The 13,633-nt window shown below is 24.1% G+C and carries 22 protein-coding genes; all 22 read left to right on the top strand.

Going from position 1 to position 13,633, the window contains the following annotated elements; translation table 11 throughout:
• Positions 1-35 precede the first annotated feature (35 nt).
• Positions 36-500 carry a 50S ribosomal protein L13 gene (gene rplM, locus H0H36_RS02040; RefSeq protein ID WP_185869439.1) on the top strand — a complete coding sequence of 155 codons (465 nt, stop codon included), beginning with the start codon at positions 36-38 and terminating at the stop codon, positions 498-500.
• Complete coding sequence (gene rpsI, locus H0H36_RS02035) at positions 490-867, top strand: 30S ribosomal protein S9 (protein WP_185869438.1); 378 nt, start codon at positions 490-492, stop codon at positions 865-867. Before rplM ends, rpsI begins: the two co-directional genes overlap by 11 nt.
• Positions 868-883: 16 nt before the next feature.
• The gene (gene rpsB, locus H0H36_RS02030; RefSeq protein WP_185869437.1) at positions 884-1,591 is read left to right on the top strand and encodes a 30S ribosomal protein S2; all 708 of its coding nucleotides are present in this window, start codon (positions 884-886) and stop codon (positions 1,589-1,591) included.
• Between the two features lie 6 nt (positions 1,592-1,597).
• On the top strand, positions 1,598-2,422 hold the full coding sequence (tsf, locus tag H0H36_RS02025; RefSeq protein WP_185869436.1) for a translation elongation factor Ts: 825 nt from the start codon (positions 1,598-1,600) through the stop codon (positions 2,420-2,422).
• Positions 2,423-2,435: 13 nt separating this feature from the next.
• Positions 2,436-3,974 carry a 2,3-bisphosphoglycerate-independent phosphoglycerate mutase gene (gene gpmI / locus H0H36_RS02020; RefSeq protein ID WP_185869435.1) on the top strand — a complete coding sequence of 513 codons (1,539 nt, stop codon included), beginning with the start codon at positions 2,436-2,438 and terminating at the stop codon, positions 3,972-3,974.
• A gap of 8 nt (positions 3,975-3,982) precedes the next feature.
• Complete coding sequence (map, locus tag H0H36_RS02015; protein ID WP_185869434.1) at positions 3,983-4,804, top strand: type I methionyl aminopeptidase; 822 nt, start codon at positions 3,983-3,985, stop codon at positions 4,802-4,804.
• A 75-nt stretch (positions 4,805-4,879) separates the two neighbouring features.
• The gene (gene rpsL, locus H0H36_RS02010; protein WP_185869433.1) at positions 4,880-5,257 is read left to right on the top strand and encodes a 30S ribosomal protein S12; all 378 of its coding nucleotides are present in this window, start codon (positions 4,880-4,882) and stop codon (positions 5,255-5,257) included.
• Between the two features lie 7 nt (positions 5,258-5,264).
• Complete coding sequence (rpsG, locus tag H0H36_RS02005; RefSeq protein ID WP_185869432.1) at positions 5,265-5,741, top strand: 30S ribosomal protein S7; 477 nt, start codon at positions 5,265-5,267, stop codon at positions 5,739-5,741.
• Positions 5,742-5,746: 5 nt separating this feature from the next.
• A complete protein-coding gene (fusA, locus tag H0H36_RS02000; protein WP_185869431.1) occupies positions 5,747-7,855 on the top strand; it encodes an elongation factor G in 2,109 nt (702 codons plus the stop codon).
• Positions 7,855-8,160, top strand: a complete 306-nt coding sequence (gene rpsJ, locus H0H36_RS01995) for a 30S ribosomal protein S10 (RefSeq protein ID WP_012840772.1) — start codon at positions 7,855-7,857, stop codon at positions 8,158-8,160. The genes fusA and rpsJ overlap by 1 nt, the downstream gene beginning before the upstream one ends.
• 9 nt (positions 8,161-8,169) lie before the next feature.
• A complete protein-coding gene (gene rplC / locus H0H36_RS01990) occupies positions 8,170-8,799 on the top strand; it encodes a 50S ribosomal protein L3 (RefSeq protein ID WP_185869430.1) in 630 nt (209 codons plus the stop codon).
• Entirely contained in the window at positions 8,790-9,419 is a 630-nt protein-coding gene (gene rplD / locus H0H36_RS01985; RefSeq protein WP_185869429.1) for a 50S ribosomal protein L4, read from the top strand. Before rplC ends, rplD begins: the two co-directional genes overlap by 10 nt.
• A 3-nt stretch (positions 9,420-9,422) precedes the next feature.
• A complete protein-coding gene (rplW, locus tag H0H36_RS01980) occupies positions 9,423-9,722 on the top strand; it encodes a 50S ribosomal protein L23 (protein ID WP_185869428.1) in 300 nt (99 codons plus the stop codon).
• Positions 9,722-10,546, top strand: a complete 825-nt coding sequence (gene rplB / locus H0H36_RS01975; protein WP_185869427.1) for a 50S ribosomal protein L2 — start codon at positions 9,722-9,724, stop codon at positions 10,544-10,546. Before rplW ends, rplB begins: the two co-directional genes overlap by 1 nt.
• A gap of 4 nt (positions 10,547-10,550) precedes the next feature.
• On the top strand, positions 10,551-10,835 hold the full coding sequence (gene rpsS, locus H0H36_RS01970) for a 30S ribosomal protein S19 (protein ID WP_185869426.1): 285 nt from the start codon (positions 10,551-10,553) through the stop codon (positions 10,833-10,835).
• 18 nt (positions 10,836-10,853) lie between these two features.
• A complete protein-coding gene (rplV, locus tag H0H36_RS01965; RefSeq protein WP_185869425.1) occupies positions 10,854-11,231 on the top strand; it encodes a 50S ribosomal protein L22 in 378 nt (125 codons plus the stop codon).
• Between the two features lie 4 nt (positions 11,232-11,235).
• Positions 11,236-11,925, top strand: coding sequence for a 30S ribosomal protein S3 (gene rpsC, locus H0H36_RS01960; protein ID WP_185869424.1), 690 nt, complete (start codon positions 11,236-11,238; stop codon positions 11,923-11,925).
• Between the two features lie 21 nt (positions 11,926-11,946).
• Entirely contained in the window at positions 11,947-12,363 is a 417-nt protein-coding gene (gene rplP, locus H0H36_RS01955; protein ID WP_185869423.1) for a 50S ribosomal protein L16, read from the top strand.
• Positions 12,360-12,554 carry a 50S ribosomal protein L29 gene (rpmC, locus tag H0H36_RS01950; protein WP_185869422.1) on the top strand — a complete coding sequence of 65 codons (195 nt, stop codon included), beginning with the start codon at positions 12,360-12,362 and terminating at the stop codon, positions 12,552-12,554. Before rplP ends, rpmC begins: the two co-directional genes overlap by 4 nt.
• Positions 12,538-12,810: a 30S ribosomal protein S17 gene (gene rpsQ, locus H0H36_RS01945; protein ID WP_185869421.1), complete on the top strand. Its 273-nt coding sequence runs from the start codon at positions 12,538-12,540 to the stop codon at positions 12,808-12,810. The genes rpmC and rpsQ overlap by 17 nt, the downstream gene beginning before the upstream one ends.
• Positions 12,811-12,815: 5 nt before the next feature.
• Positions 12,816-13,187, top strand: coding sequence for a 50S ribosomal protein L14 (gene rplN, locus H0H36_RS01940; protein ID WP_185869420.1), 372 nt, complete (start codon positions 12,816-12,818; stop codon positions 13,185-13,187).
• The coding region (gene rplX / locus H0H36_RS03105) for a 50S ribosomal protein L24 (RefSeq protein WP_185869419.1) at positions 13,184-13,633 on the top strand (450 nt) is incomplete at its 3' end. The genes rplN and rplX, both read left to right, overlap by 4 nt.

Raw genomic sequence — 13,633 nt, 5'->3', positions numbered from 1 at the left:
TTTCAAAATTTCTTATATTACAAAAAATAATAAATATGGATCCGTTAAGTTTTAAAACTGTTTTTATTAAAAAAGATTCTATAAAAAAATCATGGATAATAATGGACGCTACTGATCAAATTTTAGGAAGATTTTCTTCTAAAGTTGCTTATCTTATAAGAGGTAAACATAAATCTTTTTTTACTCCACATATAAATTGTGGAGATCATGTTATAGTTATTAATTCTGACAATATTAAATTAACCGGAAAAAAATGGAATAATAAAATATATATTCGTCATACTGGATATCCAGGAGGAAGAAAAATTACTTCTATTAAAAATTTGTATAAAAAAGATTCAAGAGATATTATATATAAAGCAGTAAAAAGAATGTTACCTAAAAATCGTTTAGGACGTTTAATATTTAAAAATTTACATGTATATAAAAAATCAAATCATAAACATAAAGCTCAAAAACCTAATTTTTTAAAATTGAATTATAAAAATAATGATACATAGTATAGGTAGAAGAAAAAGATCTTTAGCTCGTATTTATTTAAAACCGGGAAATGGATTAATAACTGTTAATTTAAAAAAATTGGATCAATATTTTCCAAAATATGTTCATCAGAAAGTTTTATATCCTATTAAAATTTTAAACCAATTAGATAAATTAGATATAAATATTAAAGTTTTTGGAGGAGGGTTTAATAGTCAAGGAGAAGCCATTCGTCTTGCTATATCTCGTGCACTTTGTCAATTAGATTTAAAAAATAGAAGTAAATTAAAATTTGAAGGATTATTAACACGTGATTCTAGAAAAGTAGAAAGAAAAAAATTTGGTCAAAAAAAAGCAAGAAAAAAATATCAATTTTCAAAACGTTAAATTATTTACTGAAAAAATGGAAATTAATACTAAAGATTTATTGAAAGCTGGTGTACATTTTGGACATATTGTACGAAAATGGAATCCTAATATGCGTTCTTTTATTTTTATGAAAAAAGGAGGTATTCATATTATAGATTTATCAAAAACAATTTTAAAATTAAAAGAAGCTTGTAATGCTTTAGAAGAAATAGTAAAAAATGGTAAAAAAATTTTATTAGTAGGAACAAAAGCTCAAGCTAAAGAAAAAATAGCATTTTATGCTAAGAGTATTAATATGCCTTGTATTACAGAAAGATGGTTAGGAGGATTGCTTACTAATTTCACTACTATTAGAAAATCTGTAAAAAAAATGAATAGTATTGAAAAAATGAAAAAAAATGGAACATTTGATACACTTTCTAAAAAAGAAAGATTATTAATTAATAGGTTATATTCTAAATTATATAAAAATTTAGGAAGTATATCAAATATGAATCAAATACCAGGTGGTATTTTTCTAGTAGATCCAAATAAAGAAAAAATAGCTTTTACAGAAGCTAAAAAACTTAAAATACCTATTTTTGCTATGGTAGATACCAACACAGATCCAAACGGTATTCAATATCCTATTCCTTCTAATGATGATTCTTCTAAGTCTATAAACATTATTTTAGAAGTGATAATAGAATCTATTAAAAATGGTATAACAACAAAAAATGAATATGAAATTACAAATTCATGATAATTTATGAAAGTATCCATTGATAAAATTAATGAACTTAGAAAAATAACAGGAATTGGAATAATGGATTGTAAAGTAGCTTTAATAAATTCTAATGGAAATATAGAAAAAGCTATTTTAATATTAAGAAAAAAAGGAGAAAAAATAGCAGTAGATCGTTCATTATTTCAAATGAAAGAAGGTGCAGTTATTTCTTGTGTTAATTCTGATTATTCCTATGGAACAATCATAGGATTGAGTTGTGAAACTGATTTTCTTTCTAAAAATTTAGATTTTTTAGATTTTTTATCTATTTTATCTAAACAATCATTGTTGTATAATAATAAAAAAGATTTTTTAAATAGTTCATATAAAGATCATAATTATGAATATGAAAATATTGAAAAAATGATTATTAATAAAATGGGAGTTGTAGGAGAAAAATTAGAATTAAAAATTTTTGAAAAAATAATGGCTCCATTTGTAATGGATTATACTCATAATAATAAAATAGCAACATTAATTGGTTTTTCTACTAAAATAGATAAAAATGTTGCAAAAAATATAGCAATGCATGTTACTGCTATGAATCCTATATCTATAGATAAAAATGGAATACCTAATTCTTTAATGAAAAAAGAAATTGAAATTTTTAAAAGTCAAGTGGAAAAAGAAAAAAAACAAGAAAATATAATGAAAAAAATAATCCTGGGAAAAGTAGAAAAATTTATATCTGAAAATACTCTTCTTAATCAAAAATTTATAAAAAATAATAAGATAACAGTTCAAGAATATTTAAAAAAATATAATAATAAATTGAAAATAAATCTTTTTAAAAGAATAAATATTTAGAATAAATTTTTAAATGAGAAAAGTAATTTTAATAATTTTAGATGGATGGGGGATTTCTTCTTCTAAATATCATTCTGCTATTGAACAAGCTAAAACTCCATTTATTGATTTTTGTTATAAAGAAAAACCTTTTAGTAAATTATATGCTTCAGGATCTTATGTTGGATTGCCTAAAAATCAAATGGGTAATTCTGAAGTAGGTCATTTAAGTTTAGGATCTGGACGAAAAGTAATACAAAGTTTAGAAGAAATAGATCAATCTATTAAAAATGGATCTTTTCAAAAAAAGGTAAACAAAATTTTTGATAAAATTATTCTTTATAAAAAAAAAATTCATTTTATTGGATTATTATCTGATGGGGGTGTTCATTCGCATATGAATCATCTTTTTTCTTTAATTAAAATAGCTTATAAAAAAAAAATAAAAAATATTTTTATCCATATTTTTACAGATGGAAGAGATTCATCTCCAAAAAAAAGTATTTCTTATATAAAAAAACTTTTTAAAATAACTAAAAAATATGTAGGAAAATTATCCTCTGTTATTGGAAGATATTATTCTATGGATCGTGATAATCGATGGGAAAGAACTAAAAAAGCATATGATGCTATGGTTTATTCTAAAGGAATTTATACTAATAATATTATTAATTCTATAGAAAAATCTTATAATAATGGTAAAACAGATGAATTTTTATCACCTTTAATAATTATTGATGATAAAGGAATTCCTATTTCTAGGATAGAAAATGGAGATATAGTATTTTGTTTTAATTTTCGTCCAGATCGTTCTAGACAAATTACGGAATTTTTTATTGGAAAAAATTTTTTTTATAACGAAAGAATAAATTTATCTCATTATATAACTATGACTTGTTTTAATTCTAAATATAAAAAAAATGTTTACTCTATTTTTGAAAAAAAAAATTTATCCTACACTTTAGGTGAAGTTTTAGAAAAAGAAGGAAAAAAACAAATACGTATTGCTGAAACAGAAAAATATCCACATGTAACTTTTTTCTTTTCTGGAGGAAGAGAAATTCCTTTTGATAAAGAAATTAGAATTTTATGTGAATCTCCTAAAGTATCTACTTATGATTTAAAACCTGAAATGAGTGCAAAAAAAATTGTAGAAAAAATTATTCCTGAATTAAAAAAAAAAGAATCTGATTTTATTTGTTTAAATTTTGCTAATCCAGATATGGTTGGTCATACTGGAAAAATGATTGAAACAATAAAGGCTTGTGAATATATCGATAAATGTACTAAATTATGTTCTGAAGAAGCTATAAATAATTTTTATACAGTTATTATTGTAGGAGATCATGGAAATGCAGATTATATGATTAATTTAGATGGAACACCTAATACTACTCATAGCACATCTTTAGTGCCTTTTATTCTTTTAGATAAAGAAATAAAAAAACAAAATATTTTATTAAAAAAAATAGGTTCATTATCAAATGTAGCTCCTACTATACTTCAATTAATGAAATTACCTATTCCTACTATTATGAATAGTAGTTCCATGATAATAGATTATAAAAAATAGTTATTATTTTGATACAATTAAAAACTATAGATGAAATTATTTTAATAAAAAAAAGTGCATTTTTAGCTTCTAAAACATTAGGAATGTTAGCTAAAGAAATTAAACCTGGTATTAATACTCTTTATTTAGATAGATTAGCAGAAAATTTTATTCGTGATCATGGAGGAAAACCTGCTTTTTTAGGTTTATATGATTTTCCAAATACTTTATGTGTTTCTCCAAATTATCAAGTAGTACACGGTTTACCTAATCAATATCCTTTATATGATGGAGATGTGTTATCTATAGATTGTGGAGTTTATATGAATGGATTTTATGGAGAACATGCTTATACTTTTGAAGTAGGAAAAGTTTCAAAAGAAACAAAAAAATTTCTTAATTGTTCTAAGAATTCTCTTTATATTGGTCTTTCCAAATGTAAATTTGGAAATAGTATTGGAGATATAGGTTATTCTATACAATCTTATATTGAAAAAAATGGATATAATGTGGTAAAAAATCTTGTAGGTCATGGAATTGGAAAAAAAATGCATGAAGAACCTCAAGTTCCTAATTTTGGTAAAAAAAAAAAAGGTTTAAAATTAAAGAATGGTTTAGTTCTTTCTGTAGAACCTATGATTAATAAAGGTTCTTCTGAAATAGTCTTTCATGAAGATGGATGGACTATTACTACTTTAGATAAAAAAATATCCTCTCATTATGAACATAATATAGCCATTATTGATGGATCTCCTTGTTTACTTTCTACTTTTCGTTATATTTATAAAGAACTTAATATTAAATCATTAGAAGAAGATCCTTTTCAGAATAAAAAAATTCCTAATTACTAAATTTAAAATAAATTTATTTTTTGATTTGTAATTTTTATTAAAAAATATTATAATTTGCATTATAAATCATAGTATATGCCTACTATACAACAATTAATTAGAAAAGGACGTAGTTCAATTTCTAAAAAAAGAAAATCTATTGCCCTAGAATTTTGTCCTCAAAAAAGAGGAGTTTGTACTAGAGTTTATACTACAACTCCTAAAAAACCTAATTCAGCTATGCGAAAAGTAGCTCGTGTTCGTTTTACAAACGGTAGAGAAGTTATTAGTTATATAACAGGTGAAGGACATAATCTTCAAGAACATTCAATAGTATTAGTAAAAGGAGGAAGAGTAAAAGATTTACCAGGAGTAAAATATAAAATAGTTAGAGGGGCTCGTGATGCAGCTGGTGTAAATGGAAGAAAAAAAAGTAGAAGTAAATATGGAGCTAAAATAAATAAAAAAGATTAAAATATTAATGAGAAAAGTTAAAAAAAAAGAAAAAATATATTTTCCTGATCCTAAATTTAATGATCCTCTTGTTACACGTTTTGTTAATCATTTAATGAAAAATGGTAAAAAAAGTGTAGCATATAATATTTTTTATAATTCTATGAAAAAGTTGGATTTAATAAAAAAATCAGAAGATAAATCAGTAATAGAAATATGGAAAGAAGGATTAAAAAATGTAACGCCTCATGTAGAAGTTAGAAGCCGTCGTATGGGAGGATCTAATATTCAGGTTCCAGTTCCTATTTCTTCTAATAGAAAAATAACAAAAGCAATGAAATTATTAATTTCATGTGCTTCTATAAGAAATGAAAAAACGATGGCAAATAAATTAGCTTATGAAATATGGGACGCTTTTCAAGAACAAGGAGAATCCGTAAAAAGAAAAGAAAATATTCATAAAATGGCTGAAGCTAATAAAGCATTTTCGCATTTTAGATTTTAGTTATAATGGAAAAAGATTTAAAATATACAAGAAATATAGGTATTGCAGCGCATATAGATGCAGGTAAAACAACTACTACAGAAAGAATTTTATTTTATACAGGTATTAATCATAAAATAGGAGAAGTCCATGATGGAGCAGCTACTATGGATTGGATGCAACAAGAACAAGAAAGAGGAATAACTATAACTTCTGCAGCTACATGTTGTAATTGGATATACAAAAATAAAAAATATCAAATTAATATCATAGATACTCCAGGTCATGTAGATTTTACAGTAGAAGTGGAACGATCTATGAGAATTTTAGATGGAATGGTTGTTTTATTTAGTGCTGTAGATGGAGTAGAACCACAATCAGAAACAGTATGGAGACAAGCCGATAAATATGGAATACCTAGAATTGCTTTTGTAAATAAAATGGATCGTCAAGGATCTGATTTTTTTAATGTTTGTTCTCAAATACAAAAAATTTTAGGTGCTAATTCAGTTCCTTTACAAATACCTATAGGTAATGAAGAAAATTTTATAGGAGTAGTAGATTTAATATCTAATAAAGCTATAATATGGGACGATCAAAATTATGGAATGACTTATCAAGAAAAACCTATTCCATATGAAATGGTGGATTCTGTTAACGATTATAAAAATAAACTTATAGAAACTTTATCTGAATATGATGATGCAATAATGGAAAAATTTTTATATAACAATCATTCTTCTATATCAGAAGATGATATTATTCATTCTTTACAAAAGAATACAATAAATATGAAAATTATTCCTATTTTATGTGGTTCTTCTTTTAAAAATAAAGGTGTACAAGCTATATTAGATGCTATATGTAGATATTTACCTTCTCCTCTTGATGGAAAAGATGTAGTTGGAATTAATCCTATTAGTAAAACAAAGGAAACAAGAAAACCTAGTGAAAAAGAACCTTTTTCTGCTTTAGCTTTTAAAATATCAAGTGATCCATTTGTAGGACGTTTAGCATTTTTTAGAGTTTATTCTGGAAAAATAGAGTCAGGTTCTTATAGTTTTAATTCAAGATCTGGTAATAAAGAAAGAATTTCTAGAATATATCAAATGCATGCTAATAAACAAAATCCAATAGAAAAAATTGGAGCTGGAGATATAGCTGCTGTAGTTGGTTTTAAAGATATTAAAACAGGAGATACTTTATGTGATGAAAAATATCCAATTTTATTAGAAAATATATCTTTTCCTGAACCTGTAATAGGATTAGCTATTGAGCCTAAATATAAATCTGATATAGATAAAATGAGTTTAGCATTATATAAATTAATGGAAGAAGATCCTACTTTTCAAGTTAAAACGGATAAACATACAGGTCAAACTATTATTTCTGGCATGGGTGAACTTCATTTAGAAGTTATTGTAGATCGTATGAAAAGAGAATTTAAAGTTGAAATTAATCAAGGAAAACCTCAAGTAGAATATAAAGAAGCTTTGACTGATTTAGTAGAACATAGAGAAATTTATAAAAAACAAACAGGTGGTAGAGGTAAATATGCTGATATATTATTTCGATTAGAACCTAGAAATGATGGAAAATTTGGATTAGATTTTATTAATAAAATAAAAGGAGGTAACATTCCTAAAGAATATATTCCATCTATAGAAAAAGGATGTATAGAAATGATGAAAAGTGGACCTTTATCTGGATATGAAATAGAAAGTGCTAAAATAACGATATTGGATGGATCATATCATTCTGTTGATTCTGATCAACTTTCTTTCGAATTAGCAGGAAAATTAGGTTTTAAAGAAGCAGCTAAAAAAGCAAAACCTGTTTTATTAGAACCTATTATGAAATTAGAGGTAATTATTCCAGAAGAAAATATGGGAGATGTAATAGGAGATTTAAATCGTAGAAGAGGATTAATTCAAAATATGATTAATAAAAATAATATTAAAGTTATTCAATCTTTAGTTCCATTATCTGAAATGTTTGGATACGTAACAATATTAAGAACACTTTCTTCTGGTAGAGGGACATCAGTTATGGAATTTTCTCATTATGATATAGTACCAACGAATATTATAGATAATATTATTATAAAAAATCATAATAAAAAAAATAAAAAATAATGGGTCATGATATAAAAATAAAATTAAAATCTTACGATTATAATTTGTTAGATAAATCAGCTGAAAGAATTGTAAATTCTGTATTACCTACAGGAGTAGTGTTAAACGGTCCAGTTCCTTTACCTACTGAAAAAAAAATATTTACAGTATTACGTTCTCCACATGTAAATAAAAAATCAAGAGAACAATTTTTTCTTCCTACTCATAAAAGACTTTTGCAAATTCATAATGCTTCATCTAAAACAGTAGATGCTTTAATGAAATTAGAATTACCTAGTGGAGTAGAAGCTGAAATAAAAGTATAATAAAATAAAATGACTGGATTAATAGGTAAAAACATAGGAATGACAAGTATTTATTTAGATAATGGAGAAAATATCCCATGTAGTATTATAAAAATAGGACCTTGTTATATAGTTCAAATAAAAACAATAGAAAAAGATGGATATTCTTCTATTCAAATAGGAATAGATGAAAAAAAAATTCAAAAAACTAATAAACCTTTAATAGGACATTTTAAAAAAGCAAAATTAACTCCTAAAAAAAAATTATTAGAATTTAAAGGTGTATATAATTTGTATTTAGGAAAAAAAATTAATATAATAGATTTTTTTAAAGAAGGAGATTTAGTTGATGTAAAAGGTATTTCTAAAGGAAAAGGTTTTCAAGGAGTTGTAAAACGATATAATTTTTCAGGAGTAGGAGAAAGTAGTCATGGTCAACATAATCGTTTAAGAGCTCCAGGATCAATAGGAGCAGGATCTGATCCTTCACGTGTTTTTAAAGGTAAAAAAATGGCTGGAAAAACTGGAAATAAAAATGTTACTATTAAAAATTTAAAAATATTAAAAATAGATATTCATCATAATTTTATAATTTTAAAAGGTTCAGTTCCAGGAAATAAAAATTCATATTTAATGATTAAAAAAAAGAAATGGAATTAAAAATTTTGGATATTAAAGGTAATAAAACAGATAAAATAATTGAATTTAAAAAAGATTTTTTTTTAAAAAAATATTATGAACATTCTTTATATTTAGAAATAAAAAGATATTTATTAGCACAACGTCAAGGAACACATAAATCTAAAGAAAGGGGAGAATTATCAGGTAGTACTAGAAAATTACATAGACAAAAAGGAACAGGTGGATCTAGAAAAGGTAATATTAAAAATCCTATTTTTAGAGGAGGTGGAAGAGTTTTTGGACCAAAACCAAAAAAATATATAACTAAATTAAATAAATCTACTAAAAATAAAGTTAGAAAATTTATTATTGAACAAAAATTAATACAAAATAAAATTAAAATTATAGAAAATATAGAATTAAATATACCGAAAACTAAATTTATTTTAAGTTTATTAAAATATTTAAATTTAAATAATCAAAAATCATTGATGGTAGTTGGAAAAACTAATAAAAATTTATATTTATCATCTAGAAATTTAATAAATTTTAAATTATTAAATGTGGACGAATTAGATTGTTTTTCTTTATTAAATTTTCCATATATTATTTTTTCAGAAAATTCTATAAAAAAAATTAAAAAATTTTTATTTCTATAAAATATGATTTTTATTAAACCTTTTTTTACAGAAAAATCTTCCAAAGAAGAAAAAAAAAATTTTTATACTTTTTCTATAAGTAACACAAATAAAAATTATAATAAAATTAAGATAAAAAAAGAATTTGAAAAAATATTAGGTTTTTCTATTAAAAATATTAGGACTATGATTTATCCTAGAAAAGATAAATCTAAATATACTAAAAAAGGATTTCTTTATGGAAGAACTAATAAAATAAAAAAAGTAATTGTTCAATTTAATAAAAATCAAAAAATTGATTTTTTCAATAAAAAAGAAATTTAATGTCTATAAAAAAATTAAAACCTATAACTCCTGGTCAACGTTTTAGAATAGTAAATTGTTTTGATCAAATTACAACTTCTAATTCTGAAAAAATTTTAACTAAAGGAAAATCTAAGTCTGGAGGTCGTAATAATACTGGTAGAATGACTATACGTTATTTAGGAGGAGGACATAAAAAAAAATATAGAATAATTGATTTTAAAAGAAGAAAATTTGGAATTTATGCTATTATAAAATCTATAGAATATGATCCTAATAGATCTTCTTTTATAGCTTTATTACATTATAAAGATGGAGAAAAAAGATATATTATAGCAATGGATGGTTTTAAAGTAGGACAAAAAATTATTTCTGGAAAAAAAATTCCTTTTAATATTGGAAATTCTACTTTTTTAAGTGAAATACCATTAGGTACTACTATTTCTTGTATAGAACTTAGACCTGGTCAAGGAGCTAAAATAGTAAGAAGTGCAGGCTCTTTTGCTCAATTATTTGCAAAAGATGGAAAATATGCTAGTATTAAACTCCCTTCAGGAGAAATTAGAATGATTATGGTTACATGTATGGCCACTATAGGAGTAGTATCTAATCCAGATCATCAATTAGAAACATATGGTAAAGCAGGAAAAAGTAGACATTTAGGAAAAAGACCTAGAACTAGAGGTGTTGCTATGAATCCTGTAGATCATCCTATGGGAGGAGGAGAAGGAAAAGCATCAGGAGGAATACCTAGAAGTAGAAAAGGAAAATATTCTAAAGGATTTAGAACTCGTTCAAAAAGAAAACATTCTAATAAATATATCTTACAAAGAAGAAAAAAATAAAATTATGGCAAGATCTTTAAAAAAAGGTCCATATGTATCTCAAAAATTATATAAAAAAGTATTAAAAAATATAAAAAATGAAAAAAAAACAGTTATTAAAACTTGGTCTAGACCATCTACTATTTTACCTGATTTTGTAGGACATACTTTTGCAGTACATAATGGAAAACAATTTATTAATGTATATATTACGGAAAATATGATAGGACATAAATTAGGTGAATTTTCACCTACTCGTGTTTTTAGAGGACATTCAGGATCTAAAAATAAGTTAAAAATAAAAAATTAATAATTTTTATTTTGAGAAATGAATACGAAAAAAAAATTAAATATAGTTTCTGCTTCTTTAAATAGAGTAAGAAGTTCTCCAAGAAAAATACGATTAATTGCTAATTTAATTCGTAATAAAGAAATACAAAATGCTTTAGATATATTAACATATAGTAATAAAAAAAAAATATCTATTTTTTTAAAAAAATTACTTCTTTCTTTATTATCAAATTGGAAAATAAAATATAATAATAAATATTCAGATAATGATAAATTTTTATTTATAAAAAATATTCAAGTAAATCAAGGAAAAACTTTAAAAAGATTACGTCCTGTTCCTCAAGGAAGAGGTCATAGAATAAGAAAGAGATCAAGTCATGTTATAGTTTTTTTAGAAAATAGAAAAGAAATGTAAATATATGGGACAAAAAACAAATCCAATAGTTAATCGTCTTGGAATTATAATTGGATGGCAATCTAGTTGGTGTAATAATTATAAGGATAGAATTCAAGAAGATTTTAAAGTTAGAAGATATATAGAAGCTAGATTTCCAAAAGGAATAGTTTCTCGTATTTTTATAGAAAGAACTTTAAAATTTATTACTATAACAATTAGAACATCTAGACCTGCTCTTGTTATTGGAAAAGGTGGAGATGAAGTAGATACAGTTAGAAAAGAATTAAAAAAGCTTACTAAAAAAGAAGTTCAAATTAATATATCTGAGGTAAAAAGACCAGAATTAGATGCTCCATTATTGGCAAAAGGTTTAGTTAGACAATTAGAAAATAGAATATCTTATAAAAAAGCAATAAAATTATCTATTATTGCTGCTATGAGGATGAATGCTCAAGGAATAAGAATTCAAATATCTGGAAGATTAAATGGATCAGAGATGGCTAGATGTGAAACTTATAAAGAAGGTAGAATTTCTCTTGGAACTTTTAGGGCTGATGTAGATTATCATGTAGATGTAGCACATACTGTTTATGGTAGTATAGGAATTAAAGTTTGGATAATGAAAGGAGAAATATATGGAAAAAGAGAATTATCTCCATTATTAGGAATACAAAGAAAACAAAAAGGTTATTTAAAAAAAAGAAAACAATAAATTATTTTGTAATACAAAATTATGTTGCAACCAAAAAAAACAAAATATAAAAAACAACAAAAAGGTAGAATACGTGGAAATTCTAAAAAAGGAACTTCTTTATCAAGAGGTTTATATGGAATAAAATCTTTAGAAGGTGCTTGGATTAGTTCTAGACAATTAGAAGCGGCACGTGTTGCTGCTACTAGATATATGAAGAGAGAAGGACAATTATGGATTAATGTTTTTCCTGATAAACCTGCTACAAAAAAACCGCAAGAAGTTCGTATGGGAAAAGGGAAAGGACCAGTTGAATTTTGGGTATCTGTAGTTAAAGCAGGAAAAATTTTATTTGAAATAGATGGAGTAGATATGAAAATAGCTAAGGAAGCTTTAAGATTAGCAGCTCAAAAACTTCCTATAAAAATAAAATTCGTTGTTTCTAATGCAATAAAATGAAAAATATAAAAAATCTTTCAATAAAGAATTTGATTGAAAAAATAAAAATAAATGAAAATAATTATCAAAATATAAAATTTAATCATTCTATAAAAATGAATAAAAATCCTATGATTATAAGAATATTAAGAAAAAATATTGCTAGATTAAAAACTGAATTAAATAAGAAAATAAATGATAGAAAATCATAAGTATGTTCATAGAAATAAAAGAAAACAAAAACAAGGAATAGTTATAAGTGATAAAATGCAAAAAACAGTTATAGTATCTGAAACAAAAAAAGTAAAACATAAATATTATGGAAAAAGTATTATTAAGAAAAAAAAATATATGGTTCATGATGAAAAAAATATATCTAAAAATGGAGATAAAGTAAATATTATGGAAATACGTCCTATGAGTAAGAATAAATGTTGGAGATTAATTTCTATTTTAGAAAAAAAATAAAAAATATGTTACAACAAGAATCTAGATGTAGAGTATCAGATAATACAGGAGCAAAAGAAGCTTTAATTATTAGAGTTTTAGGTGGAACTAAAAAAAGATATGCTTCATTAGGAGATTCAGTAGTTATTACAATAAAAATAGCAGTATCTGGAAGTTCTACTATTAAAAAAGGACAAATATCTAAAGCTGTTATTATTAGAACAAAAAATAGAATTAGAAGAAAAGATGGATCTTATATAAGTTTTGATGATAATGCATGTGTATTAATAAATACATCTGGAGAAATGTTAGGTACAAGAGTTTTTGGTCCAGTAGCAAGAGAACTTAGAGAAAAAGAATATATGAAAATAATATCTTTAGCCCAAGAAGTTTTATGAAAAAAATAAAAAAAGAAGATAAAGTATTAATTTTATCAGGAAATTATAAAGGAACTGAAGGTATTGTTTCAAAAATTTTTACTAAAAAAAATAAAGTTATTATAAGAGGATTAAATATAGTAAAGAGGCATACTAAACCTAATGCAAAAAATCCTAAAGGAGGAATTATAGAAAAAGAAGCTCCTATACATATATCTAATTTAAAAAAAATAATAGAAAGTAAAGTAGTAGAGGATAAAGTAAAAGTAATAGAAAGTAAAGTAGTAGAAGATAAAGTAGTAGAGGATAAAGTAGTAGAGGATAAAGTAGTAAAGGATAAAGTAGTAAAGGATAAAGTAGTAGAAGATAAAGTAGTAAAGGATAAAGTAGTAGAGGATAAAGTAGTAGAGGATAAAGTAGTAGAGGATAAAGTAGTAGAGGATAAAGTAGTAGAGGATAAAGTAGTA

The organism is Blattabacterium cuenoti (assembly GCF_014252395.1).
Lineage (GTDB): Bacteria > Bacteroidota > Bacteroidia > Flavobacteriales > Blattabacteriaceae > Blattabacterium > Blattabacterium cuenoti_AA.
Note: the sequence above shows the minus strand (reverse complement) of the source record. Positions and strands in the feature narration are given on the sequence as shown.

Coding starts and splice junctions, on each gene's coding strand:
- rpsJ (WP_012840772.1), top strand. CDS start 7,855: ATGGGTCATGATATAAAAATAAAATTAAAATCTTACGATTATAATTTG.
- rplD (WP_185869429.1), top strand. CDS start 8,790: ATGGAATTAAAAATTTTGGATATTAAAGGTAATAAAACAGATAAAATA.
- rpsL (WP_185869433.1), top strand. CDS start 4,880: ATGCCTACTATACAACAATTAATTAGAAAAGGACGTAGTTCAATTTCT.
- rplP (WP_185869423.1), top strand. CDS start 11,947: ATGTTGCAACCAAAAAAAACAAAATATAAAAAACAACAAAAAGGTAGA.
- rpsC (WP_185869424.1), top strand. CDS start 11,236: ATGGGACAAAAAACAAATCCAATAGTTAATCGTCTTGGAATTATAATT.
- rpsG (WP_185869432.1), top strand. CDS start 5,265: ATGAGAAAAGTTAAAAAAAAAGAAAAAATATATTTTCCTGATCCTAAA.
- rplM (WP_185869439.1), top strand. CDS start 36: ATGGATCCGTTAAGTTTTAAAACTGTTTTTATTAAAAAAGATTCTATA.
- rpsS (WP_185869426.1), top strand. CDS start 10,551: ATGGCAAGATCTTTAAAAAAAGGTCCATATGTATCTCAAAAATTATAT.
- rplC (WP_185869430.1), top strand. CDS start 8,170: ATGACTGGATTAATAGGTAAAAACATAGGAATGACAAGTATTTATTTA.
- rplV (WP_185869425.1), top strand. CDS start 10,854: ATGAATACGAAAAAAAAATTAAATATAGTTTCTGCTTCTTTAAATAGA.
- rpmC (WP_185869422.1), top strand. CDS start 12,360: ATGAAAAATATAAAAAATCTTTCAATAAAGAATTTGATTGAAAAAATA.
- rpsQ (WP_185869421.1), top strand. CDS start 12,538: ATGATAGAAAATCATAAGTATGTTCATAGAAATAAAAGAAAACAAAAA.
- gpmI (WP_185869435.1), top strand. CDS start 2,436: ATGAGAAAAGTAATTTTAATAATTTTAGATGGATGGGGGATTTCTTCT.
- rplB (WP_185869427.1), top strand. CDS start 9,722: ATGTCTATAAAAAAATTAAAACCTATAACTCCTGGTCAACGTTTTAGA.
- fusA (WP_185869431.1), top strand. CDS start 5,747: ATGGAAAAAGATTTAAAATATACAAGAAATATAGGTATTGCAGCGCAT.
- rplN (WP_185869420.1), top strand. CDS start 12,816: ATGTTACAACAAGAATCTAGATGTAGAGTATCAGATAATACAGGAGCA.
- rpsI (WP_185869438.1), top strand. CDS start 490: ATGATACATAGTATAGGTAGAAGAAAAAGATCTTTAGCTCGTATTTAT.
- rpsB (WP_185869437.1), top strand. CDS start 884: ATGGAAATTAATACTAAAGATTTATTGAAAGCTGGTGTACATTTTGGA.
- rplW (WP_185869428.1), top strand. CDS start 9,423: ATGATTTTTATTAAACCTTTTTTTACAGAAAAATCTTCCAAAGAAGAA.
- tsf (WP_185869436.1), top strand. CDS start 1,598: ATGAAAGTATCCATTGATAAAATTAATGAACTTAGAAAAATAACAGGA.